This window comes from Pseudomonas sp. NKUCC02_KPG, assembly GCF_019345465.1.
In the GTDB taxonomy this organism is placed as follows: domain Bacteria; phylum Pseudomonadota; class Gammaproteobacteria; order Pseudomonadales; family Pseudomonadaceae; genus Aquipseudomonas.
Map to the genome: position 1 here is coordinate 98,168 of NZ_JAHKRC010000004.1, position 22,613 is coordinate 120,780.

The 22,613-nt window shown below is 59.1% G+C and carries 22 protein-coding genes and 1 other RNA gene; 18 read left to right on the forward strand and 5 right to left on the reverse strand.

Annotated elements, in window-relative coordinates:
- The first annotated feature begins 70 nt into the window (after positions 1 to 70).
- The 18 genes from ccoN (KO536_RS06770) (at position 71) to KO536_RS06855 (ending at position 16,458) form a co-directional block, all read left to right on the forward strand.
- Complete coding sequence (gene ccoN / locus KO536_RS06770) at positions 71 to 1,495, forward strand: cytochrome-c oxidase, cbb3-type subunit I (protein ID WP_133077163.1); 1,425 nt, start codon at positions 71 to 73, stop codon at positions 1,493 to 1,495.
- A gap of 10 nt (positions 1,496 to 1,505) precedes the next feature.
- Complete coding sequence (gene ccoO, locus KO536_RS06775) at positions 1,506 to 2,114, forward strand: cytochrome-c oxidase, cbb3-type subunit II (RefSeq protein ID WP_133077162.1); 609 nt, start codon at positions 1,506 to 1,508, stop codon at positions 2,112 to 2,114.
- 15 nt (positions 2,115 to 2,129) lie between these two features.
- On the forward strand, positions 2,130 to 2,321 hold the full coding sequence (locus KO536_RS06780) for a cbb3-type cytochrome c oxidase subunit 3 (protein WP_019826673.1): 192 nt from the start codon (positions 2,130 to 2,132) through the stop codon (positions 2,319 to 2,321).
- The gene (gene ccoP, locus KO536_RS06785) at positions 2,318 to 3,256 is read left to right on the forward strand and encodes a cytochrome-c oxidase, cbb3-type subunit III (protein ID WP_219261518.1); all 939 of its coding nucleotides are present in this window, start codon (positions 2,318 to 2,320) and stop codon (positions 3,254 to 3,256) included. The genes KO536_RS06780 and ccoP (KO536_RS06785) overlap by 4 nt, the downstream gene beginning before the upstream one ends.
- A 478-nt stretch (positions 3,257 to 3,734) precedes the next feature.
- Positions 3,735 to 5,177, forward strand: coding sequence for a cytochrome-c oxidase, cbb3-type subunit I (gene ccoN, locus KO536_RS06790; RefSeq protein WP_133077160.1), 1,443 nt, complete (start codon positions 3,735 to 3,737; stop codon positions 5,175 to 5,177).
- Positions 5,178 to 5,179: 2 nt separating this feature from the next.
- Positions 5,180 to 5,788 (forward strand): cytochrome-c oxidase, cbb3-type subunit II, encoded by a 609-nt coding sequence (ccoO, locus tag KO536_RS06795; RefSeq protein ID WP_374105696.1) that lies wholly within the window; start codon positions 5,180 to 5,182, stop codon positions 5,786 to 5,788.
- Between the two features lie 5 nt (positions 5,789 to 5,793).
- A complete protein-coding gene (locus KO536_RS06800; protein ID WP_003447209.1) occupies positions 5,794 to 5,985 on the forward strand; it encodes a CcoQ/FixQ family Cbb3-type cytochrome c oxidase assembly chaperone in 192 nt (63 codons plus the stop codon).
- Entirely contained in the window at positions 5,982 to 6,959 is a 978-nt protein-coding gene (gene ccoP / locus KO536_RS06805; protein WP_133077158.1) for a cytochrome-c oxidase, cbb3-type subunit III, read from the forward strand. The genes KO536_RS06800 and ccoP (KO536_RS06805) overlap by 4 nt, the downstream gene beginning before the upstream one ends.
- A 144-nt stretch (positions 6,960 to 7,103) precedes the next feature.
- Positions 7,104 to 7,352 (forward strand): type II toxin-antitoxin system Phd/YefM family antitoxin, encoded by a 249-nt coding sequence (locus KO536_RS06810; protein WP_219261519.1) that lies wholly within the window; start codon positions 7,104 to 7,106, stop codon positions 7,350 to 7,352.
- Entirely contained in the window at positions 7,352 to 7,762 is a 411-nt protein-coding gene (locus tag KO536_RS06815) for a type II toxin-antitoxin system VapC family toxin (RefSeq protein WP_219261520.1), read from the forward strand. The genes KO536_RS06810 and KO536_RS06815 overlap by 1 nt, the downstream gene beginning before the upstream one ends.
- 216 nt (positions 7,763 to 7,978) lie before the next feature.
- Positions 7,979 to 9,394, forward strand: coding sequence for a cytochrome c oxidase accessory protein CcoG (gene ccoG / locus KO536_RS06820; protein WP_133077155.1), 1,416 nt, complete (start codon positions 7,979 to 7,981; stop codon positions 9,392 to 9,394).
- An 11-nt stretch (positions 9,395 to 9,405) separates the two neighbouring features.
- Entirely contained in the window at positions 9,406 to 9,948 is a 543-nt protein-coding gene (locus KO536_RS06825) for a FixH family protein (protein ID WP_133077154.1), read from the forward strand.
- A 93-nt stretch (positions 9,949 to 10,041) separates the two neighbouring features.
- Positions 10,042 to 12,492 (forward strand): heavy metal translocating P-type ATPase, encoded by a 2,451-nt coding sequence (locus KO536_RS06830; RefSeq protein ID WP_219261521.1) that lies wholly within the window; start codon positions 10,042 to 10,044, stop codon positions 12,490 to 12,492.
- 19 nt (positions 12,493 to 12,511) lie between these two features.
- Positions 12,512 to 12,742, forward strand: a complete 231-nt coding sequence (ccoS, locus tag KO536_RS06835; protein WP_133077152.1) for a cbb3-type cytochrome oxidase assembly protein CcoS — start codon at positions 12,512 to 12,514, stop codon at positions 12,740 to 12,742.
- On the forward strand, positions 12,735 to 13,418 hold the full coding sequence (locus KO536_RS06840) for a sulfite exporter TauE/SafE family protein (RefSeq protein ID WP_133077151.1): 684 nt from the start codon (positions 12,735 to 12,737) through the stop codon (positions 13,416 to 13,418). Before ccoS ends, KO536_RS06840 begins: the two co-directional genes overlap by 8 nt.
- Positions 13,419 to 13,623: 205 nt before the next feature.
- Positions 13,624 to 15,006 carry an oxygen-independent coproporphyrinogen III oxidase gene (gene hemN, locus KO536_RS06845; RefSeq protein ID WP_133077150.1) on the forward strand — a complete coding sequence of 461 codons (1,383 nt, stop codon included), beginning with the start codon at positions 13,624 to 13,626 and terminating at the stop codon, positions 15,004 to 15,006.
- 119 nt (positions 15,007 to 15,125) lie between these two features.
- Complete coding sequence (gene fnr, locus KO536_RS06850; RefSeq protein WP_133077149.1) at positions 15,126 to 15,860, forward strand: fumarate/nitrate reduction transcriptional regulator Fnr; 735 nt, start codon at positions 15,126 to 15,128, stop codon at positions 15,858 to 15,860.
- 52 nt (positions 15,861 to 15,912) lie between these two features.
- Positions 15,913 to 16,458 carry an adenine phosphoribosyltransferase gene (locus tag KO536_RS06855; protein ID WP_133077148.1) on the forward strand — a complete coding sequence of 182 codons (546 nt, stop codon included), beginning with the start codon at positions 15,913 to 15,915 and terminating at the stop codon, positions 16,456 to 16,458.
- 63 nt (positions 16,459 to 16,521) lie between these two features.
- Here the strand turns inward: KO536_RS06855 and recR are convergent, their stop codons facing one another.
- The 5 genes from recR to ligA form a co-directional block, all read right to left on the reverse strand.
- The gene (recR, locus tag KO536_RS06860; protein ID WP_133077147.1) at positions 16,522 to 17,124 is read right to left on the reverse strand and encodes a recombination mediator RecR; all 603 of its coding nucleotides are present in this window, start codon (positions 17,122 to 17,124) and stop codon (positions 16,522 to 16,524) included.
- Positions 17,125 to 17,242: 118 nt separating this feature from the next.
- Entirely contained in the window at positions 17,243 to 17,581 is a 339-nt protein-coding gene (locus tag KO536_RS06865; RefSeq protein WP_019826710.1) for a YbaB/EbfC family nucleoid-associated protein, read from the reverse strand.
- 80 nt (positions 17,582 to 17,661) lie between these two features.
- On the reverse strand, positions 17,662 to 19,713 hold the full coding sequence (gene dnaX, locus KO536_RS06870; RefSeq protein ID WP_219261522.1) for a DNA polymerase III subunit gamma/tau: 2,052 nt from the start codon (positions 19,711 to 19,713) through the stop codon (positions 17,662 to 17,664).
- 222 nt (positions 19,714 to 19,935) lie between these two features.
- An RNA gene (gene ffs, locus KO536_RS06875) (signal recognition particle sRNA small type) lies at positions 19,936 to 20,032 on the reverse strand.
- A 197-nt stretch (positions 20,033 to 20,229) separates the two neighbouring features.
- Positions 20,230 to 22,590: an NAD-dependent DNA ligase LigA gene (gene ligA / locus KO536_RS06880; RefSeq protein ID WP_133077134.1), complete on the reverse strand. Its 2,361-nt coding sequence runs from the start codon at positions 22,588 to 22,590 to the stop codon at positions 20,230 to 20,232.
- Between the last annotated feature and the right edge of the window lie 23 nt (positions 22,591 to 22,613).

Here is a 22,613-nt window from a genome sequence, read left to right on the forward strand (position 1 = left end):
TGCCTCGCTTTTAGTCTGCCTATAACTCCAGGCGTGCCTTTGTATTCGCCTGAACCGTGGATGGGGAACCATGAACACTTCTACAAGTACCGCCTACAACTACAAGGTGGTCCGCCAATTTGCCATTATGACGGTGGTTTGGGGCATCGTCGGTATGGGGCTCGGCGTTTTTCTCGCCGCGCAGTTGGTCTGGCCAGAACTCAACTTCAATTTGCCTTGGACCAGTTTCGGGCGCCTGCGCCCTTTGCACACGAACGCCGTCATTTTTGCCTTCGGCGGCTGCGCCTTGTTCGCCGCCTCGTTCTACTCGGTGCAACGCACCTGCCAGGCCACGCTGTTCTCGCCCAAGATTGCGGCGTTTACCTTCTGGGGCTGGCAACTGGTGATTGTGCTCGCGGCCATCAGCCTGCCGCTGGGCTACACCAGTTCCAAGGAATACGCCGAGCTGGAATGGCCGATCGACATTTTGATCACCATCGTCTGGGTCGCATACGCCATCGTGTTCTTCGGCACGATCATGAAGCGCAAGACCAAGCACATTTACGTGGGCAACTGGTTCTTCGGCGCCTTCATCGTGACCGTGGCCATTTTGCACATCGTCAATAACCTGGAAATCCCGGTCAGCTTCACCAAGTCCTACTCGCTCTACGGTGGCGCCACTGACGCCATGGTGCAGTGGTGGTACGGGCATAACGCTGTGGGCTTTTTCCTGACCGCGGGCTTTTTGGGGATGATGTACTACTTCGTGCCAAAACAGGCCGAACGTCCGATCTACTCCTATCGCCTGTCCATCGTGCACTTCTGGGCGCTGATCACCCTGTACATCTGGGCCGGCCCTCACCACTTGCACTACACCGCGCTGCCGGACTGGGCCCAGTCGCTGGGCATGGTGATGTCGCTGATTCTGCTGGCACCGAGCTGGGGCGGCATGATCAACGGCATGATGACCCTCTCGGGCGCCTGGCATAAGTTGCGCAGCGACCCGATCCTGCGCTTCCTCGTTGTGTCACTGGCGTTCTACGGCATGTCGACCTTTGAAGGCCCGATGATGGCGATCAAGACCGTCAACGCCCTCTCCCACTACACCGACTGGACCATCGGCCACGTACACGCCGGTGCGTTGGGCTGGGTAGCGATGATCTCGATCGGCGCGCTGTATCACATGATCCCGAAAATCTTCGGTCGCCCGCAGATGTACAGCATGGGCCTGATCAACGCGCACTTCTGGCTGGCCACTATCGGCACCGTGCTCTACATCGCGTCGATGTGGGTCAACGGCATTGCTCAAGGCCTGATGTGGCGCGCAGTCAACGAAGACGGAACGCTGACCTACTCCTTCGTCGAAACCCTGGTGGCCAGCCATCCGGGCTATGTCGTACGACTGGTCGGTGGTGCGATCTTCTTCAGCGGCATGTTGCTGATGGCTTACAACACTTGGCGCACCGTGCGTAACGCCGAGCCCGCTGAAGTCGTAGCCGCCGCGCAGATGGCCTGAGGAGTTGGCAATGAAACACGAAGTCATTGAAAAAAATATCGGCCTGATGCTGTTGCTGATGATCCTGTGCGTGAGCGTGGGTGGCCTGACGCAAATCGTCCCTTTGTTCTTTGAGGACGTGACCAACACCCCGGTGGAGGGCATGAAGCCTTACACCGCGCTGCAACTGGAAGGTCGCGACATTTATATCCGCGAAGGCTGCGTGCAGTGTCACTCGCAGATGATCCGCCCGTTCCGCGCCGAGACCGAGCGTTACGGTCACTACTCGGTCGCCGGTGAAAGCGTGTGGGATCACCCGTTCCTGTGGGGCTCCAAGCGCACCGGGCCGGACCTGGCCCGTGTCGGCGGCCGTTACTCCGATGACTGGCACCGCGCGCATTTGTACAACCCGCGCAACGTAGTGCCCGAGTCGAAGATGCCAGCGTACCCGTGGCTGGTGGAGGCCCCGGTAGACAGCAGCCACACAGAAAAGAAACTTGAAGTGATGCGCACCCTGGGCGTGCCGTACACCGACGAAGACATCGCCAACGCCAAGCAGTCGGTGCAAGGCAAAACCGAAATGGACGCGTTGGTGGCCTATCTGCAAGTGCTCGGCACTGCCATCAAGAGCAAGAGGTAAGTCATGGTCTTCGAGATGAGTAGTGGAATGATTCGCGGCCTGGGCACCGTGGTGGTGGCCGTGGCGTTTATCGGTCTGGCGTTGTGGGTGTTCAGCCCGCGACGCAAATCGGAGTTTGAAGACGCGACCTTACTGCCATTCAAGGACGATCCAGAGGCGATTCAACACGTCGAGCAAGAACAAGCGTCTAGGAGTAACAAAGCATGACCACCTTCTGGAGTCTTTATATATGCGTGCTGACCATTGGCACGTTGATCGGCCTGACCTGGCTGCTGGTCAGTACGCGCAAGGGCGAAACCAAGAGCGATACCGTCGAGACCATGGGCCACAGCTTCGACGGCATCGAGGAGTATGACAACCCGCTGCCGCAATGGTGGTTCATGTTGTTCGTCGGCACGCTGGTGTTTGCGGTGGGGTACTTGATCCTTTACCCGGGCCTGGGCAACTGGAAAGGCCTGCTGCCCGGTTATGAAAATGGCTGGACCGGCGCCAATGAATGGCAGAAGGAAATGGACAAGGCGGATGCCAGGTTCGGGCCGATCTTCGCCAAATACGCTGCCATGCCGGTGGAGCAAGTCGCGCAGGATCCGGCCGCACTGAAAATGGGGGGACGCCTGTTTGCCTCCAACTGCTCGGTGTGTCACGGCTCGGACGCCAAAGGCGCTTTCGGCTTCCCGAATCTGGCCGACAACACCTGGCGCTGGGGCGGCGATGCCGACACCATCAAGGCCACCATCATGGGCGGACGTATTGCCGCGATGCCGGCCTGGGGTGAAGTATTGGGCGAAGCCGGGGTCAAGAACGTTGCCGCCTACGTGCGTCACGACCTGGCGGGCCTGCCTTTGCCGCAAGACACTTCGGTGGATCTGGCGGCGGGCAAGCAAGCCTATGACACCACTTGCGTGGCTTGCCACGGGGCAAACGGCAAGGGCATGCAGCTGATGGGGGCGCCGGACCTGACCCAACCTGCGGGCTTTATCTACGGCACCAGCCTGGCGCAATTGCAGCAAACCATTCGCCACGGTCGCCAGGGTCACATGCCTGCGCAAAACGAGTTGCTGGGCAACGACAAGGTGCAGTTACTGGCGGCATACGTGTTCAGCTTGTCACATGGTAATCAAGAGGAAAAAACAGCCGAATAATTACCAGACATTTCCTGCCGCATCATTTTGGTGCGGCAGTTCCCGCCTCAAAGCGCGACCAAGTGTCGCACCTCTTTCTAGTCCGTTATTGCTCTCCCGCCATTCAGGACTAAGCTCTTGTCTTGCGTGATCGGGATTTTCCCGGCTCTACGTCAAGTGAAATTAATCGGTAAGTTGAAGGGCACTGTTACGGGCCACACTAGTGGGTTTACAACGGCTGTCGTCCATTGCGAAGTTCGCCATGCTCTCGCCATGCCTTACCCCCACTTGAACCTGCCCGCTTCTCCCCCTTCGGTTTTGCCCTCCGCGCGGCATTTTAGAGAGGTCCGTTTGACCTTACTCCCCGCATGGAAAGGCCGCAGAATAAGCCTTGGAAAGCATTGACCGGGGTCATGCTTCGTTGCAATACCCCTACGCTTTATACATACTTGCGACCGATTTTTATCCTAATAAAACACCTAAACCGTGGAACCTTAGAATGAGCACAGCAATCAGTCCGACTGCTTATAACTATAAGGTAGTCCGCCAGTTCGCCATCATGACGGTGGTCTGGGGGATCCTTGGCATGGGGCTCGGGGTTTTCATCGCGTCACAGCTTGTGTGGCCTGAATTGAACCTTGGCCTTGAATGGACGACCTTCGGCCGTCTTCGCCCCCTGCATACCAACCTTGTGATCTTTGCCTTTGGTGGCTGTGCATTGTTTGGCACCTCTTACTACGTCGTGCAGCGCACCTGCCAAACGCGACTGATCTCCGACACGCTCGCCTCGTTTACCTTCTGGGGTTGGCAGGCAGTGATCATCGGCGCGATCATCACGTTGCCGATGGGTTACACCACGAGCAAAGAATACGCAGAGCTGGAATTGCCTTTGGCAGTCCTGCTGGCGATCGTCTGGGTGGTCTACGCCATTGTGTTCTTCGGAACCATTACCAAGCGTAAAACCAAGCATATCTATGTCGGCAACTGGTTCTACGGCGCCTTCATTCTCGTGACGGCAATGCTGCACATCGTCAACCACGCCTCCCTGCCAGTGAGCTTCTTCAAGTCTTACTCGGCATACGCCGGTGCGACAGACGCCATGATCCAGTGGTGGTATGGCCACAACGCGGTAGGTTTCTTCCTGACGACTGGCTTCCTGGGCATGATGTACTACTTCGTGCCGAAACAGGCCGAGCGCCCGATCTACTCGTATCGCCTGTCCATCGTGCACTTCTGGGCGCTGATCACCCTCTATATCTGGGCAGGTCCGCACCACTTGCACTACACCGCTCTGCCGGACTGGGCCCAGTCGCTGGGCATGGCAATGTCGATCATCCTGCTGGCTCCAAGCTGGGGCGGCATGATCAACGGCATGATGACCCTCTCTGGCGCATGGCATAAGTTGCGCACGGACCCGATCCTGCGCTTCCTCGTTGTGTCCCTGGCCTTCTACGGCATGTCGACCTTCGAAGGCCCGATGATGGCAATCAAGACCGTCAACGCGCTGTCGCACTACACCGACTGGACCATCGGCCACGTACATGCCGGTGCACTGGGCTGGGTTGCGATGATTTCGATCGGCGCCATGTACCACATGATCCCGAAAGTCTATGGCCAAAAGCAGATGTACAGCACCGGCCTGATCAACGTGCACTTCTGGCTGGCAACAATCGGTACCGTGCTTTACATCGCTTCGATGTGGGTCAACGGCATCACACAGGGCCTGATGTGGCGTGCAATCAACGACGACGGGACGCTGACCTACTCGTTCGTGGAAGCACTGCAAGCCAGTCACCCCGGCTTTATCGTTCGCGCCCTGGGCGGTGCCATTTTCGCCAGCGGCATGCTGTTCATGGCCTACAACGTGTTCCGCACCGTGCGTGCCTCGAACCCGGCAGAAGCTGAAGCGGCGAGCAAGATTGCTGTAGTTGGAGCTCACTGATGATCAAGCACGATACAATCGAGAAGAATATTGGCCTGATGGCTTTCTTCATGGTCATCGCCGTGAGCATTGGCGGCCTGACCCAAATCGTTCCGCTGTTCTTCCAGGACGTGACCAACACTCCGGTCGAGGGCATGAAGCCACGCACCGCGCTGGAACTGGAAGGCCGTGATATCTATATCGCCAACGGCTGTGTCGGCTGCCACTCGCAGATGATCCGTCCGTTCCGTGCCGAAACCGAACGTTACGGTCACTACTCGGTTGCCGGTGAAAGCGTCTGGGACCACCCGTTCCTGTGGGGCTCCAAGCGTACCGGTCCGGACCTGGCCCGCGTTGGCGGCCGCTACTCCGATGACTGGCAGCGTGCGCATTTGTACAACCCGCGCAACGTTGTGCCCGAGTCGATCATGCCGGCGTACCCGTTCCTCGTAGAGCGCAAGCTGGACGGCAAGGACACCGCGAAAAAAATGGAAGTCTTGCGCGAGCTCGGCGTTCCTTACACCGACGAAGACATCGCCGGTGCCAAGGATGCTGTGAAGGGCAAAACTGAAATGGACGCACTGGTGGCTTACCTCCAGGGCTTGGGCACCATCATCAAAAGCAAACGGTGATCTGAATGGATATCGGGATGATTCGTGGCCTGGGCACTGTCGTTGTGATGGTGGCTTTTATCGGTTTGGCCTTGTGGGTATTCAGCCCGCGACGCAAGTCAGAATTTGACGACGCTACCTTGCTGCCGTTCAAGGATGATCCCGAAGCCATCAAGCACGTCGAGCAAGAGCAAGCTTCTAGGAGTAACAAAGAATGACTACGTTCTGGAGTCTGTACGTTACAGTCCTCACTCTGGGTACCATCTTCGCCTTGACCTGGCTGTTGCTGGCCACCCGCAAGGGCCAGCGCAGCGAGCAGACCGACGAGAAAGTCGGGCATGCTTACGACGGGATCGAAGAGTACGACAACCCAATGCCTAAATGGTGGTTCATGCTGTTTGTCGGCACCGTCATTTTCGCCCTCGGATACCTCGTTCTGTACCCGGGCCTGGGTAACTGGAAAGGCCTGCTGCCGGGCTACCAGTACCTGGACACCAAAGAGCAAACCCAGTTTGCCAATGGTCAGACCGGCTGGACCGGCGTTCACGAGTGGGAAAAGGAAATGGCCAAATCGGACGCCAAATTTGGCCCGATCTTCGCCAAGTTCGCTGCGATGCCCATTGAAGAAGTCGCCAAGGATCCGCAAGCACTGAAAATGGGCGGCCGTCTGTTCGCGTCCAACTGCTCGGTGTGCCACGGCTCCGACGCCAAGGGCGCCTACGGCTTCCCGAACCTGACCGACGCCGACTGGCGCTGGGGCGGTACGCCTGCCGACATCAAGACCACCATCATGGCCGGCCGTCACGCCGTCATGCCGGGCTGGTCCGAAGTGATTGGCGAGCAAGGCGTCAGCGACGTAGCTGCCTACGTACTGACCAGTCTGGATGGCCGTAAATTGCCGGAAGGTGCGAAAGCCGACCCTGCCAAGGGCAAGGAGCTTTTCGCTACCAACTGTGCGGTGTGCCACGGTCCGGAAGGTAAAGGTAACCCGCTGATGGGTGCACCGAACCTGACTCACCCCGGGGCGTTCATCTACGGTTCGAGCTTCGCTCAACTGCAGCAGACCATCCGTTACGGCCGTCAGGGCCAGATGCCTGCACAGGCTGACCTGCAAGGAAACGACAAGGTTCACTTGCTGGCCGCCTACGTTTACAGCCTGTCCCATGGCGATGAAGCCAAGACAGACGAATAACGCAGACGTCTGAATGCAGCAAAAAATGGCCCCGCCGACGAGAGTTGGCGGGGCCATTTTGTTTCAGGATCCGGCAAGCTGTTGCAGCGCCCGCCCAAAAGGTAGTAACGTTTCTACATTGTATTTTCAGGGGAGCAGCAGCCCATGTCCATCACGACCATTTCAAGCCGCGATTTCAACCAGGACACAAGTGGTGCCAAAAAAGCAGCCCAGAATGGGCCGGTTTACATCACCGATCGTGGTCGTCCCGCCCATGTACTGCTATGCATGGAAGAGTACCAACGACTGACCGGACTGAACGCCAGCATCGTCGACCTGCTCGTCATGCCGGAGCCAGCGGTTGAATTCGAACCCGAACGCGCAATCATCACGCCGCGCCCAGTGGACTTCTAATGTTCCTGCTCGATACCAACGTCATCTCTGAACTGCGCAAACCCCAGGCCAATCCCGGCGTGGTGGCCTGGGCCAGCACTGTCCCGGCCTACAGGCTGTACATCTCGGCGATTAGCCTGCTTGAAATCGAAACCGGCATCCTTCGCCTGGAGCGGCGCGACCCTGCGCAAGCCGTACCGTTGCGCAACTGGCTGGACAACCATGTCATCCCTGCCTTTGCCGGACGCGTTCTGTCAGTGGATGGCAGCGTTGCCCGACGATGTGCCCGCCTCCACGTCCCTGACCGCAGCAATGAGAGTGATGCCCTGATCGCTGCCACGGCATTGGTTCACGACATGACCGTCGTCACCCGCAACACGAAGGATTTCGCCTTCAGCGGTGCCTCCCTGCTCAACCCTTGGGAAATCTGATTCAAGGCTGCGCGCAACTCACCCACTGCCTTAAGTCAATTGATCCATGTCATGACTTGTTACAACTCCTATACCAACTTCTTCTTTTCCGGAACGCGACCAAAGGTCGCACCCTTGAGCTAGAGTCACAGGCGTATCATTACGTTACTGCAACACCTTCTGACCGCGGTCGGCATGTACTGACCGAGGCATTTTCCACTGCCGTGGGACGCACTAATGAGCAATCAGATTCCTGTACACGACGTCACTCCGCCTGGCAAAAAAACCACTGAAAGCACCGATCTGTACGCAGCCCGGGAAAAAATCTACACCCGTGCCTTCACCGGCCTTTTCCGCAACCTGCGCATTGGTGGCGGCGCCCTCCTGTTTCTGCTGTATTTCGGCACGGTGTGGCTCAACTGGGGCGGCCACCAGGCTGTCTGGTGGAACCTTCCCGAGCGTAAATTCTTTATTTTTGGTGCCACTTTCTGGCCACAGGATTTCATCCTCCTGTCCGGACTGCTGATCGTCGCCGCCTTTGGCCTGTTTTTTATTACCGTTTACGCCGGGCGTGTGTGGTGCGGCTACACCTGCCCGCAAAGCGTCTGGACCTGGGTATTCATGTGGTGCGAAAAGGTCACCGAAGGCGACCGTAACCAACGCATCAAGCTCGACAAGGCGCCGATGAGCGCCAACAAGTTCCTGCGCAAGCTGAGCAAGCACAGCCTGTGGCTGTTGATCGGCTTTGTCACCGGCATGACCTTTGTCGGTTACTTCTCGCCGATTCGTGAACTGGTCATCGACTTCTTTACCGGCCAGGCCGATGGCTGGGCGTACTTCTGGGTCGGCTTCTTCACCCTCGCAACCTACGGAAACGCGGGCTGGCTGCGTGAGCAGGTGTGCATTTACATGTGCCCGTACGCTCGCTTCCAGAGCGTGATGTTTGATAAAGACACCCTGATCGTTTCATACGACCCCCGTCGCGGCGAACTCCGCGGGCCACGCAAAAAAGATGCGGACTACAAGGCTCAAGGCCTGGGCGATTGCATTGACTGCACCATGTGCGTGCAGGTATGCCCCACCGGGATTGATATACGGGACGGCCTGCAGATCGAGTGCATCGGCTGCGCCGCGTGTATCGACGCCTGCGACAGCATCATGGACAAAATGAACTACCCCCGCGGCCTGATCAGCTACACCACCGAACACAACCTTTCAGGCCAGAAAACCCAGAAGCTGCGCCCGCGTCTGATTGGTTACGCCCTGGTATTGCTGACCATGATGGGGTTGCTGGCAGCCGCCTTCTTTACCCGCACACTGGTCGGTTTCGACGTCAGCAAAGACCGCGTGCTCTACCGCGAAAACGCTGAAGGCCGCATCGAAAACGTCTACAGCCTCAAGATCATGAACAAGGATCAGCAAGACCATACCTACGTGCTGGACGCCACCGGCCTGCCCGACCTCAAGCTGCAAGGCAAACGCGAAATCAAGGTCGCGGCCGGCGATATCGTCAGCCTGCCGGTCGAACTGTCGATTGCCCCCGAGAAGCTGCCATCCAGTACCAACGAGGTGTTCTTCATCCTCAAGGATGCCGACAACAACGACATCAACGTTAAAGCCAAGAGCCGATTCATCGGCCCACAAATCAGATAAGAGAATTCGACATGCCCGCAGCAAAAGCCTCCAGCCCCTGGTACAAGCATATTTGGCCCTGGATCATCATTGCCATCCTCGCCTGTTCGGTGACCCTGACCCTGTCGATGGTCACCATTGCCGTGAACAACCCGGACCACCTGGTTAACGACAATTACTACGAGGCCGGCAAAGGCATCAACCGCTCCCTTGACCGTGAATTGCTGGGCCAGACCCTGCAACTCAAAGCCAGGCTGCGTCTGGACGAGATGACCGGCGAAGTGGTGCTGCTGCTGGAAGGCAACAGCAAGCCCCAGGTTCTGGAACTGAACCTGATCTCCCCGACCCAGCCCGAAAAAGACCGCAAAATCAGCCTGAGCCAGAGCGCTTCGGAGCCAGGGCGCTACATCGGCCAACTGGATGACAAGATCGAAGGTCGCCGCTTCGTCGAGTTGATGGGCGTTGAAGACGGCCATACGTGGCGCCTGTTTGAAGAAGAACTGGTCGGCCACGACAAGGACCTGCTGCTGGGCGACGAGCCGCTGCAAGGCGCTGAAGACCACAACAAGAAGTAACCTCTTCGCGATCAAGCCCGCCGCCACCGCTATGGCAGTGGACTTGATCGCGACGACGTATTTCCCGGCGACACCATATCGCGATAGACCGCCATGACCTCTCCCGTACCCTGCTATCACTGCGCCCTGCCCGTTCCGCCGGGCAGCCGGTTTACCGCCGTTGTCCTGGGCGAAGTTCGCGAGTTCTGCTGCCCGGGCTGCCAGGCGGTGGCTGAGGCCATCGTGGCGGGCGGCCTCGAAAGCTACTACCAGCACCGCAGCGAAGCGTCAGCCAACCCTGACGCCCTGCCCGTGCAACTGGTAGAAGAACTGGCACTGTATGACCGCCCCGACGTGCAAGAACCCTTTGTGCGGCACGAGGGTGAGCAGGCCCAAACCACCCTGCTGATCGAAGGCATCAGCTGCGCTGCCTGTGGCTGGCTGATTGAGAAACACCTGCGAAGCCTGCCTGCCGTGAGCGAAGCCCGGCTCAATCTGTCCAACCATCGACTGCATGTAAGCTGGGACACGGACCAACTGGAGCTGAGCGCCATCCTGAGCGAACTGCGTCATATCGGTTATGCCGCACACCCTTACCAGGCCGATCGCGCCACTGAACAACTGGCCCGCGAAAACCGCCTGGCCCTGCGCCAACTGGGTGTCGCCGGGCTGCTGTGGTTTCAGGCAATGATGGCAACGATGGCCACCTGGCCCGAATTCAATATCGACCTCAGCCCCGAGATGCACACCATCCTGCGCTGGGTTGCGCTGTTTCTGACCACCCCCATTGTGTTCTACAGCTGTGCCCCCTTCTTCAAAGGTGCCATGCGCGACCTGCGCACCCGCCATCTGACCATGGATGTGTCGGTATCCCTGGCCATCGGCGGGGCCTACATCGCCGGAATCTGGACCGCCATCACCGGCGTCGGCGAGCTGTATTTCGACGCGGTCGGCATGTTTGCCCTGTTCTTGCTGGCCGGGCGCTACCTCGAGCGCCGTGCACGCGAGCGCACTGCTGCCGCCACCGCACAACTGGTCAACCTGCTACCCGCCTCCTGCCTGCGCCTGACTGACGACGGCCAAAGCGAGCGCATCCTGCTGACCGAGCTTAAAGTCGGCGACAAGGTACTGGTCCACCCCGGCGCGATCCTTCCGGCAGACGGCAAAATTCTTGATGGCCAATCAAGCATCGATGAATCCCTGCTGACCGGCGAGTATCTGCCTCAACCCCGCTGTATCGGCGACGCCGTGACGGCGGGCACCCTGAATGTCGAAGGCGCCCTGACCATTGAAGTCATGGCCCTCGGCCAGGACACCCGCCTGTCCGCCATCGTGCGGTTGCTGGATCGCGCTCAAAGCGAAAAACCGCGCCTGGCCGAAATTGCCGACAGGGCCGCGCAATGGTTCTTGCTGTTCTCGTTGATCGCAGCGGCCGGTATCGGCTTGCTGTGGTGGCAACTGGATCCATCGCGGGCCTTCTGGATTGTCCTGGCGATGTTGGTGGCTACCTGCCCTTGCGCTCTGTCCCTCGCAACCCCCACTGCACTCACTGCCGCAACCGGCACGCTGCACAAACTGGGTCTACTGCTGACCCGCGGCCATGTGATCGAGGGACTCAACCAGATCGACACCGTGATTTTCGACAAGACCGGCACACTGACGGAAGGTCGCCTGGCGCTGCGGGCCATTCGCCCCTTGAGCGACCTGGACAGCGATCAGTGCCTGGCCCTCGCGGCAGCCCTCGAAAACCGCTCCGAACACCCCATTGCCCGCGCTTTTGGCCGTGCCCCGCAAGCCGCAGAGGAAGTCCACAGCACTCCGGGCCTGGGCCTTGAAGGACGGGTTGGGGAACAGCATTTACGCATCGGTCAGCCGGGTTTTGTCTGCGAGCTGAGCCAGTGCCAGGTCCCGACCATGCCGGATGAACCCGGGCAATGGCTATTGCTGGGTAATGCCGAGGGCGCTCTGGCCTGGTTTGTTCTGGATGACCGCCTGCGCGAGGATGCCCCCGCGTTGCTGGCCGCGTGCAAGGCACGAGGCTGGCGGACGCTGCTGCTCTCGGGAGACAGCTCGCCGATGGTCGCCAGCGTAGCCGCCGAACTGGGTATCGACGAAGCCCGGGGCGGATTGCGCCCGGACGACAAGCTGCAAATATTGCAACAGCTGCATGCGAAGGGGCGCAAGGTGCTGATGCTGGGTGACGGGGTCAACGATGTCCCGGTACTCGCCGCTGCCGATATCAGCGTGGCAATGGGGTCGGCCACGGACCTGGCCAAGACCAGTGCCGATGCAGTACTGCTCTCCAATCGCCTGGGCGCCCTGGTACAAGCCTTCAGCCTGGCAGGACGCACTCGCCGCGTGATCATCGAGAACCTGTTGTGGGCTGGCCTGTACAATGGGCTTATGCTGCCATTTGCCGCACTGGGCTGGATCACGCCGATCTGGGCCGCCATCGGCATGTCGGTCAGCTCGTTGACCGTGGTGCTCAATGCCTTGCGCCTGACGCGCACGCCTGGCGTCGCACCTGCCTGTGCCACGCCACACACCCGCCCGCTTCCGGCCTGACCGGTTGCCTGGAGCCTATATGCCAGCGCTATACGTCATGATTCCTGCGGCCTTGCTGATTGTCGCCATCGCCATCTACATCTTTTTCTGGGCCGTGGACAGCGGCCAGTACGACGATCTGGACAGCCCGGCCCACAGCATCCTGTTCGACGACCAGGACCCGCAACACACCGCAGCGGTCGAAGAAGCCAGGAACCAGCATCCGGAGTCGATCACCGACACCGACAAAAAAACGCCCCCCCATGCTTGAGTTGGCGCCACTGCTGGTCTCGGCCGTCATTTTGGGCCTGCTCGGCGGCGGGCATTGCCTGGGCATGTGTGGCGGCCTGATGGGTGCGCTGACCCTTGCCATCCCCAAAGAGCAGCGCAGCCGACGCTTCAGGTTGTTGCTGGCCTACAACCTTGGGCGAATTCTCAGCTATGCCACGGCTGGACTGCTGCTGGGGATGGCAGGCTGGGCAGTGGCCAACAGCCCCGCAGCCATGTTCATGCGCATCCTGGCCGGGCTACTGCTGATTTGCATGGGCCTGTACCTGGCTGGCTGGTGGAGCGGACTGACCCGGATTGAGAGCCTGGGGCGCGGCCTGTGGCGGCATATCCAGCCCGTGGCCACCCGCTTGTTACCCGTCTCGAGCCTGCCGCGGGCATTGCTGCTGGGTGCGCTCTGGGGCTGGCTACCCTGCGGATTGGTGTACAGCACATTGATCTGGTCAGCCAGCCAGGGCAGCGCGATCGACAGTGCATTGCTGATGCTTGCGTTTGGCCTGGGCACCTGGCCCGTACTGCTGGCCACCGGCCTGGCTGCCGAGCGGGTGACTGCATTGCTGCGTAAACGCAGCGTGCGCATGACCGGAGGGCTGCTGGTCATCCTGTTCGGCATCTGGACCCTGCCCGGCCCGCATCAGCATTGGTTGATGGGGCATTAAATCAAGCACCTTGTAGTCGCTGCCGCAGGCTGCGATGGACTGCGTAGCAGGCCTGGTTTTTGAAGGCCCTGCTGTCCTTATCGCAGCCTGCGGCAGCGACTACAGGGAATAAGCCAAATCACAGCCCTTGATGCAAATCAAGATGCAACATCGACTCACCGCCTAGACTCCTGTGCATTGCCAGCCATCCCAGGGGAATGCCCGCATGCTCGACGCCATTCGTTGGGACCCAGATTTGATCCGCCGCTACGATCTGGCGGGTCCGCGCTACACCTCGTATCCGACAGCGATGCAGTTCAACAATCAGGTCAGCCCGTTCGACCTGCTGCACGCCCTGCGCGAAAGCCGCAAGGCACTGCGCCCGCTGTCGCTGTATGTACACGTGCCGTTCTGCGCCAACATTTGCTATTACTGCGCCTGCAACAAGGTCATCACCAAAGACCGTGGCCGGGCACAGCCCTACCTGCAAAGGCTTGAGCAAGAAATCCAGATGATTGCCTGTCACCTCGACCCAAAACAAAAGGTCGAGCAACTGCACTTTGGTGGCGGCACGCCTACTTTCCTCAGTCACGACGAATTACGCCATTTGATGGCCACGCTGCGTCAGCACTTCAATCTGCTGGACGACGACTCAGGTGATTACGGCATTGAAATCGACCCGCGGGAAGCCGACTGGTCGACCATGGGCCTGTTGCGTGAACTGGGCTTCAACCGGGTCAGTATCGGCCTGCAAGACCTCGATCCAGACGTACAGCGTGCCGTCAATCGCCTGCAAAGCCTGGAAGAAACACGGGCAGTGATCGATGCAGCACGCACCCTGCAGTTTCGCTCGATCAATATCGACCTGATCTACGGTTTGCCCAAGCAAACCCCCGAGGCCTTTGCGCGAACCGTTGACGAAGTGATCAGCTTGCAGCCGGATCGCCTGTCAGTGTTCAACTATGCCCACTTGCCTGAACGTTTCATGCCTCAGCGCCGGATCAATACTAACGACCTGCCCTCGCCTGCCGCGAAACTGCAGATGCTGGAGCGCACCATCGAGCAACTGACGGGCGCCGGATATCGCTACATCGGCATGGATCACTTCGCGCTGCCGGACGATGAACTGGCAATTGCCCAGGAAGAGTCAACTCTGCAGCGCAACTTTCAGGGCTACACCACCCACGGTCATTGCGACCTGATCGGGCTTGGCGTCTCGGCCATCAGCCAGATTGGTGATCTTTATTGCCAGAACGACAGCGACCTGGCGAGCTATCAGCACACCCTGGCCAGCGACCAGCTCGCCACCCACCGTGGCCTGCTGTGCAATCAGGACGATCGCATCCGCCGGGCAGTCATCCAGCAGATCATCTGCAATTTGCACCTGCCATTCGCAGACATCGAGCAGGCGTTCAATATCGACTTCCGTGGATATTTCGCACCTCAATGGCCGACGCTCAAAACCATGGCGGCTGACGGGCTGATTGCTCTGGACGAGCGGCAATTGACCGTATTGCCTGCCGGACGGTTACTGGTGCGCTCAGTGTGCATGGTGTTCGATGCCTACCTGGAACAGCAAACCCGCCAGCGATATTCGCGGGTGATTTAAGGTCGCGAACACGACCTCTACAGCATGAGATGAATGCACCGGTGTGGTGCGGCTGGCCTAGCCTCCCGCACTGGGGTACCCTTGCATCTTATGTGTGTTTTCCTACAAGGATTTAAGAAATGCCCGAGCCAGTAAAAGTGCGCGCTCATAACCAGGCCCACTGCAAGGACTGCAGCCTGGCACCTCTCTGCCTGCCACTTTCGTTGGACCTGGAAGACATGGACGCGCTGGAAGAAATCGTCAAGCGCGGGCGTCCACTGAAAAAAGGCGAGTTTTTGTTTCGCCAAGGCGACACGTTTGGCTCGGTCTACGCCGTCCGTTCTGGCGCATTGAAAACATTCAGCCTGAGCGACAACGGTGAGGAGCAAATTACCGGCTTCCACCTGCCAAGCGAACTGGTCGGCCTTTCCGGGATGGACACGGAAACCTACCCTGTATCGGCTCAAGCGCTGGAAACCACTCCCGTGTGCGAAATCCCGTTCGAGCGCCTGGACGAACTTTCCGTGCAACTGCCCCAGCTTCGCCGCCAGCTGATGCGTGTGATGAGCCGCGAAATTCGCGACGATCAGCAAATGATGCTGTTGCTGTCGAAAAAGACGGCCGACGAACGTATCGCCACCTTTCTGGTCAACCTGTCAGCCCGCTTCCGCGCCCGTGGTTTCTCGGCCAATCAATACCGCCTGAGCATGTCGCGCAACGAAATCGGCAACTACCTGGGCCTGGCTGTAGAGACCGTGTCCCGCGTATTCACACGCCTGCAGGAAAATCAGCTGATCACGGCCGAAGGTAAAGAAGTGCATATCCTTGATCCGATCAAGTTGTGCGCCCTGGCGGGTGGTTCACTGGAAGTCTAAAACGGCTTGAAAGGTTATACTGGCGCGCTTAACGCACGCCAGGACACCTGATATGGTCTTCGACGACTTTTGCCTCAAATCCCTGATCCGCCCGGTAATTGATTTCCCCAAGCCGGGCGTCATCTTTCGCGACATCACCCCGCTCTACCAATCGCCCCGCGCCATGCGCGAAATCGCCGACCGCTTTATCGAGCGCTACGTCGAGGCTGACTTCAGCCACATCGGCGCCATGGATGCCCGCGGCTTTCTGATTGGCTCGGTACTGGCTCACCAGCTCAACAAACCGCTGATCCTGTTTCGCAAACAAGGCAAATTGCCCGCTGACGTATTGGCCGAAGGCTATCAGACGGAATATGGCGAAGCGTTTCTGGAGGTTCACGCCGACAGCTTGTGCGAAGGCGACTCGTTGCTGATCGTCGATGACTTGATCGCCACTGGCGGCACCCTGATCGCCGCGGCCAACCTGGTTCGCCGCATGGGCGCCCAGGTATTCGAAGCGGCAGCGATCATTGACCTGCCTGAGCTGGGTGGCTCGCAGCGCCTGCAGGATCTGGGTATACCGACATTCTGCCTGACCGAATTTTCGTTGACCGAGTAATACCGACACTTCACCCGTGGGAGCAGGCTGGCTCCCACAGGCGTCACCCCCCGGCAATCCCAGTCAGAGCGTAATCGGTCGACGCCCCGAGAACGAATGAGCCAGGGTGCCGCCATCGACCAGCTCAAGCTCGCCTCCCAACGGCACACCATGAGCGATACGCGAAGCGATCAGGCCTTTATTGCTGAGCAGTTGAGCAATGTAATGTGCAGTAGCTTCCCCTTCGACCGTGGGATTGGTCGCCAGGATCACTTCTGCAAAGGTGCCCTGCTCAGCAATGCGGGTCATTAATTGCGGAATGCCAATGGCCTCTGGCCCCAGGCCATCCAGCGGTGACAAGTGGCCCTTGAGCACGAAGTAACGTCCGCGATAGCCGGTCTGCTCCACGGCATACACGTCCATCGGGCCCTCGACCACACACAGCAAGGTGTCATCACGGCGCACGTCGGCACACTGGGGGCACAGATCGTCTTCGGTGAGGGTTCTGCACAGACGGCAATGCCCCACGCCTTCCATCGCCTGGGTCAAGGCCAGCGCCAGACGCGAGCCGCCGCTGCGATCACGCTCAAGCAATTGCAGAGCCATGCGCTGCGCGGTCTTTTGACCTACACCCGGCAAGGTACGCAAGGCATCGATCAGTTGGCGAATCAGGGGGCTGAAGCTCATAGGGAAAGGTCCGACAAAACAACGAGACGCGGTTTATACCCGCGGTGCGGGATGACGTCAAATGCCCGTAAAAAAGGCAAAAAAATGCCAGGCTCAGGGCCTGGCATTCAGGAGCGCTTTAGAACGGCAGCTTCATGCCCGGCGGCAGTTGCATGCCAGCGGTCACGCCAGACATTTTGTCCTGGCTGTTGGCTTCGATCTTGCGCACGGCGTCGTTGACCGCAGCGGCGAACAGATCCTCCAGCACTTCACGGTCGTCTTCGCTGACGCCTTCAAGCAGGGCCGGATCAATGCTGACACGCTTGATGTCGTGACGACCGGTCATGACCACAGTCACCATATCGCCGCCGGCCTTGCCGGTGACTTCTGCATTGGCCAGTTCTTCCTGCATCTTGGCCATTTTTTCCTGCATCTGCTGCGCCTGCTTCATCAGGCCGGCCATGCCACCTTTCATCATGGGAATCACCTCAAACGTTATTTGGACAATGCTCCCGCAATCAAAACGACTGCGGGCTGTGAGTTTTTACCCTGGCGTTACTAAGCCTGGGCCTGCGCAACATCGACAGGTTGAATCGTATCTTCCCTCACTGCCGCACCGAACTGTTCGATCATTTGCTGGATCAGCGGATCCGCATAGATCGACTCCTCTGCCAGTCGCTGACGCTCTGCACGAAAACGCGAAGCAGCCTGGGCCGGGGTTTCCTGTTCCGGCTTGACCAGTTCGATAGTCACTTTGAGCGTGCGTTGAGTGTACTGGTTCAACGCCTCGTTGAGTCGGCGCTGCTGGGTCAAGTTAAACAGCGCACTGTGAGCCGGATCCAGATGCAACAACCAGTCATCCCCGTCAACGGCGATCAAGGTGCAATTGGCGCCAATGCTGGCGGTCATGCCCGATACCGGTAATTTGGGGAACATGTTCAGCCATTCAAGGGCCAGCCCGGTGGCAGGCATGGCCGCAGGTAACGGCTCGGGCTCCGGAGATGGCTCGGCCGCATGCTCGCTGGCCAGTTCGTCAAGGTAGCTGTAGGCCGCCGAATCCATGTCCGGCTCGATATAGTCTTCGTCCAGCGGCGGCTCATCGTCGCGATCCATACCCGACAGTGCCGCATCAACCTGTTCCGGAGTCGGCTCGGGGATGGACTCCTCGCTCCACTGCGGCGCATCCGGCACAACGCTGTCTGGCGTAGGCAGGGGCATCGGCGGCAACTCGGGCGGCTCACCGACGGTGTCCAGCACCGACTCAGGCGCAGCCTCGACCTCGATCACCGGTACTGACGGCTCGTTCCAGGGCAAGTCCTTTTCTGGCACGGCAGGCGCCTTGGGAGGCTCCACAGTCGCAGGAGCGATCACGGGCTCTGCAACCTCGACAACCGGCGTGGGCGCAACAGCAGGCGCAATGACTACTGGCGCAACAGGTGTTGCAGCCGCTAGGGTTTGGGCGGAATCAACTGTGGCCTGGCTGATCCCCACTGGCTTTAGCGGCTGACTCGGCGCATTGCCGGTATCTGCCGGGCGGAAGGCCAGCATTCGCAGCATGACCATTTCAAAGCCACCACGCGGGTCTGGCGCCAGCGGCAAATCACGCCGGCCAATCAGGCCCATCTGGTAATAAAACTGGACGTCTTCGGCCGGCAGCGCCTTGGCCAGGGCCAGCACGCGATCGCGGTCGCCGTGACCATTGTCGACGCCATCGGGTAACGCCTGGGCAATGGCAACCCGGTGAAATACGTTAAGAATTTCGGACAGCACGCCATTCCAGTCCGGACCCTGCTCGGCCAGATGACGCACAGCCTCAAGCAGCGCCCGGGCATCGCCTTCGATCAAGGCGTGCAGCAAGTCAAAAACCTGGCCGTGGTCGAGGGTACCGAGCATGGCGCGCACATCGCCAGCCAGGACCTTGCCTTCACCAAATGCAATGGCCTGATCGGTCAGGCTCATGGCATCGCGCATCGAACCATCGGCTGCACGACCCAACAGCCACAGCGCGTCGTCTTCAAATGGCACGTTTTCAGCACTGAGCACGTGGGTCAAATGCTCGACCACACGCTCGGGCGTCATGTTTTTCAGGGAAAACTGCAGGCAGCGCGACAGGATCGTGGCCGGCAATTTTTGCGGATCAGTGGTCGCCAGAATGAATTTTACGTAGGGCGGCGGTTCTTCAAGGGTCTTGAGCAGCGCATTGAACGAATGGCTGGAAAGCATGTGCACTTCGTCGATCAGGTAGACCTTGAAGCGCCCACGGCTTGGTGCGTACTGCACGTTGTCGAGCAGTTCACGGGTGTCCTCCACCTTGGTACGGCTGGCGGCGTCGATTTCGATCAGGTCGACAAAACGCCCTTCATCGATTTCGCGACACACCGAGCACTCGCCGCAGGGAGTCGACGTAATACCTGTTTCACAGTTCAGGCATTTGGCGATGATCCGCGCGATGGTGGTCTTGCCGACGCCACGGGTACCGGTAAACAGGTAGGCATGGTGCAGGCGCTGACTGTCCAGGGCATTGATCAGAGCCTTGAGCACATGGGTCTGGCCGACCATTTCGCGGAACGAGCGCGGACGCCATTTACGTGCAAGAACCTGATAACTCATTGATAACCGTCGCGTCTGAAAAGCGGAAGGGGCTAATGCTAGCGGAGCAAGGGCAAAATTGCATCCGATGAGCACTTTTAACTGCTCGCAGTCTCTGCGCAACAGGTTTTACCCACACACGGCAACGCGCCGACAATTCAGCAGAAGGCCTGAAGACAGGATCACACGATTTGGATTTTGACTAAAACCCTGCAGAACTGAGGATTTTTAAAATGGAGGCAACCCCACCAGCCACACCCCGGCACACAATGTTCCCGCTGTGGCTGCTTCCTTCCGGATCTGACCAGGTTCACGGGTAATCGTTGCGGGGGGACCGATAGGGTCACCATAACAACATCCGCCTAGCAGCGAACGGCGCCATTGTACCTGTCTGAGAAAAACTTACAACCGCTGCTGCAATAATAAAAAAATGAATGGGTTCAAGTACTTGGATTCGGGTTGAAACACAGCCTCTCCCCCGGGGCCGATCGTTTTGCGGGAGCGGGCTTGCTCGCTCCCACAACACCCCATACCCAACTACTGGATCGAAATCCCCTTCCCGGCCAGAAACGCCACAAAGGCTTCTTCATCCAGCACCTTGAGCCCAAGTTCATTGGCCTTGACCAGCTTGGAGCCCGCTCCCGGACCCGCAACCACGCAATGGGTCTTGCCGGAAACCGAACCCGAGACCTTGGCCCCAAGGCTTTCCAGCTTGTCCTTGGCAATGTCCCGGCTCATCAATTCCAGCGAGCCGGTCAGCACCCAGGTCTGACCCGCCAGCGGCAAGCCTTCCACGGCCTTTTTCTCGCTTTGCCAGTGCATGCCGAAATCCCGCAGCTGCGCTTCGACTTCGAGGGCCAGACGGGCATTTTCAGGGTGATCGAAAAACTCACGCACGGCCTTGGCTTGCTTTTCAGGTAATGCCTGACGCATATCGAGCCAGTCCGCATTGATCACGCCTTCGAGCGAGCCAAACTTCTCGGCCAGCTTTTGCGCCCCGCCCGGCCCAACCGAAGGAATGTGCAGCTTGTCGATCAGACCACCCAGCGTCGCACTGGCCGCGAACTCGGCACCCAGGTCGCCCTGATCCTGCAATTCCAGACCACGCTCCAGCAATTGAGCAATCACCTGCTGGTTATGCGCATCGCTGAAGAAGCTGTGGATTTCGTGCGCCACTTCCAGCCCGACATCAGGCAAATAGGTGAGCACTTGCGGCAGGGCACGCTGTACCCGCTCCAGAGAGGCCAGGGAGCGCGCCAGCACCTTGGCAGTTTCTTCACCCACATCAGGAATACCCAGCGCGTAGATAAAGCGAGCCAATGTCGGACGCTTGCTGTCGGCGATGGCCTGCAGCAGGTTCTTGCTCGACAACTCGGCAAAGCCTTCAAGATCGACTATCTGCTCGAAAGCCAGGGTGTAAAGATCGGCAGGCGAACTCACCAGCCCCTCGTCCACCAACTGCTCGACGCTTTTTTCGCCCAGGCCTTCTATGTCCATCGCACGTCGCGAGACAAAATGAATGATCGCCTGCTTGAGCTGAGCACCGCAGGCCAGACGTCCCACACAACGATAAACCGCGCCTTCGGTGATGGTTTCACGGCCTTTGCTGCGCTTGATCAGCTGCGTGCGCTCGACATGGGAGCCACACACCGGGCAGCTTTCAGGAATATGCACCGCACGGGCATCTTCAGGACGACGCTCCAGCACAACTTGCACCACTTGGGGAATCACATCCCCTGCACGACGAATAATCACCGTGTCGCCAATCATCAGCCCCAGACGGGCCACTTCATCCATGTTGTGCAGGGTTGCATTGGATACGGTCACACCGGCCACCTTGACCGGCTTGAGGCGTGCCACGGGCGTTACCGCACCGGTGCGCCCGACCTGAAACTCCACATCCAGCAACTCGGTCAGCTCTTCCATTGCCGGGAACTTGTGGGCGATGGCCCAACGCGGCTCGCGCGCCCTGAAGCCCAACTCACGTTGTGACGCCAGGTTGTTGACCTTGAACACCACCCCGTCGATCTCGTAAGGCAGCGCAGCTCGACGCTCGCCAATATCACGGTAGTAATCCAGGCACTCGGCAATCCCGCGGGCCAGTTTCAACTCGTGACTGATGGGCATGCCCCATTGCTGCAACTGCTTGAGATTGCCGATATGGGTGTCAGAGAACTCCTCGGATACCTGCCCCAGGCCGTAGCAGCAAAATTCCAGCGGCCGGCTGGCGGTGATCTTGGAATCCAGCTGACGCAAGCTACCCGCCGCCGCATTGCGCGGATTGGCGAAGGTCTTGCCGCCAGCGGCGAGCTGAGTCTCATTGAGACGCTCAAAGCCGGCCTTGGACATAAACACTTCGCCGCGCACTTCCAACACTGCGGGCCAGCCGCTGCCATGCAGCTTTAAAGGAATATTGCGCACGGTGCGCACATTGACACTGATATCTTCACCCGTGGTGCCATCACCTCGGGTAGCGCCGCGCACCAGATTGCCATCCTGGTACAGCAAGCTCACCGCCAGCCCGTCGAGCTTTGGCTCGCAGCTGTATTCAACTTCGGCGCCACCGCCAAACAGATCCCCGGCGGGCAAATCCAGACCTTCGCTGACACGACGATCAAACTCGCGCATATCGGTTTCATCGAAAGCGTTACCCAAACTCAGCATGGGCACTTCGTGACGCACCTGAGTAAAGGCGGACAGCGCCGCACTCCCCACGCGTTGGGTCGGCGAGTCGGCGGTAACCAGCTCTGGATGTTCGGCCTCCAGGGCTTTCAACTCACGAAACAGGCGATCGTACTCGGCGTCCGGAATGCTCGGTTCGTCCAGTACATGGTAACGGTAGTTATGCTGATCCAGTTCAGCGCGCAGCTCTAGAATGCGGGTATTGGCGGCGGTCATGGGGTGTTCTCTCACAAAGCAAA

Excerpts from the sequence above, each read along its gene's own strand:
- dnaX (WP_219261522.1), bottom strand. The coding sequence starts at position 19,713 with ATGAGTTATCAGGTTCTTGCACGTAAATGGCGTCCGCGCTCGTTCCGC.
- ccoO (WP_133077162.1), top strand. The coding sequence starts at position 1,506 with ATGAAACACGAAGTCATTGAAAAAAATATCGGCCTGATGCTGTTGCTG.
- KO536_RS06865 (WP_019826710.1), bottom strand. The coding sequence starts at position 17,581 with ATGATGAAAGGTGGCATGGCCGGCCTGATGAAGCAGGCGCAGCAGATG.
- ligA (WP_133077134.1), bottom strand. The coding sequence starts at position 22,590 with ATGACCGCCGCCAATACCCGCATTCTAGAGCTGCGCGCTGAACTGGAT.
- KO536_RS06840 (WP_133077151.1), top strand. The coding sequence starts at position 12,735 with ATGCTTGAGTTGGCGCCACTGCTGGTCTCGGCCGTCATTTTGGGCCTG.
- ccoN (WP_133077160.1), top strand. The coding sequence starts at position 3,735 with ATGAGCACAGCAATCAGTCCGACTGCTTATAACTATAAGGTAGTCCGC.
- ccoS (WP_133077152.1), top strand. The coding sequence starts at position 12,512 with ATGCCAGCGCTATACGTCATGATTCCTGCGGCCTTGCTGATTGTCGCC.
- hemN (WP_133077150.1), top strand. The coding sequence starts at position 13,624 with ATGCTCGACGCCATTCGTTGGGACCCAGATTTGATCCGCCGCTACGAT.
- KO536_RS06800 (WP_003447209.1), top strand. The coding sequence starts at position 5,794 with ATGGATATCGGGATGATTCGTGGCCTGGGCACTGTCGTTGTGATGGTG.
- fnr (WP_133077149.1), top strand. The coding sequence starts at position 15,126 with ATGCCCGAGCCAGTAAAAGTGCGCGCTCATAACCAGGCCCACTGCAAG.
- KO536_RS06825 (WP_133077154.1), top strand. The coding sequence starts at position 9,406 with ATGCCCGCAGCAAAAGCCTCCAGCCCCTGGTACAAGCATATTTGGCCC.
- KO536_RS06780 (WP_019826673.1), top strand. The coding sequence starts at position 2,130 with ATGAGTAGTGGAATGATTCGCGGCCTGGGCACCGTGGTGGTGGCCGTG.
- KO536_RS06810 (WP_219261519.1), top strand. The coding sequence starts at position 7,104 with ATGTCCATCACGACCATTTCAAGCCGCGATTTCAACCAGGACACAAGT.
- KO536_RS06855 (WP_133077148.1), top strand. The coding sequence starts at position 15,913 with ATGGTCTTCGACGACTTTTGCCTCAAATCCCTGATCCGCCCGGTAATT.
- KO536_RS06830 (WP_219261521.1), top strand. The coding sequence starts at position 10,042 with ATGACCTCTCCCGTACCCTGCTATCACTGCGCCCTGCCCGTTCCGCCG.
- ccoP (WP_133077158.1), top strand. The coding sequence starts at position 5,982 with ATGACTACGTTCTGGAGTCTGTACGTTACAGTCCTCACTCTGGGTACC.
- KO536_RS06815 (WP_219261520.1), top strand. The coding sequence starts at position 7,352 with ATGTTCCTGCTCGATACCAACGTCATCTCTGAACTGCGCAAACCCCAG.
- ccoP (WP_219261518.1), top strand. The coding sequence starts at position 2,318 with ATGACCACCTTCTGGAGTCTTTATATATGCGTGCTGACCATTGGCACG.
- recR (WP_133077147.1), bottom strand. The coding sequence starts at position 17,124 with ATGAGCTTCAGCCCCCTGATTCGCCAACTGATCGATGCCTTGCGTACC.
- ccoN (WP_133077163.1), top strand. The coding sequence starts at position 71 with ATGAACACTTCTACAAGTACCGCCTACAACTACAAGGTGGTCCGCCAA.
- ccoG (WP_133077155.1), top strand. The coding sequence starts at position 7,979 with ATGAGCAATCAGATTCCTGTACACGACGTCACTCCGCCTGGCAAAAAA.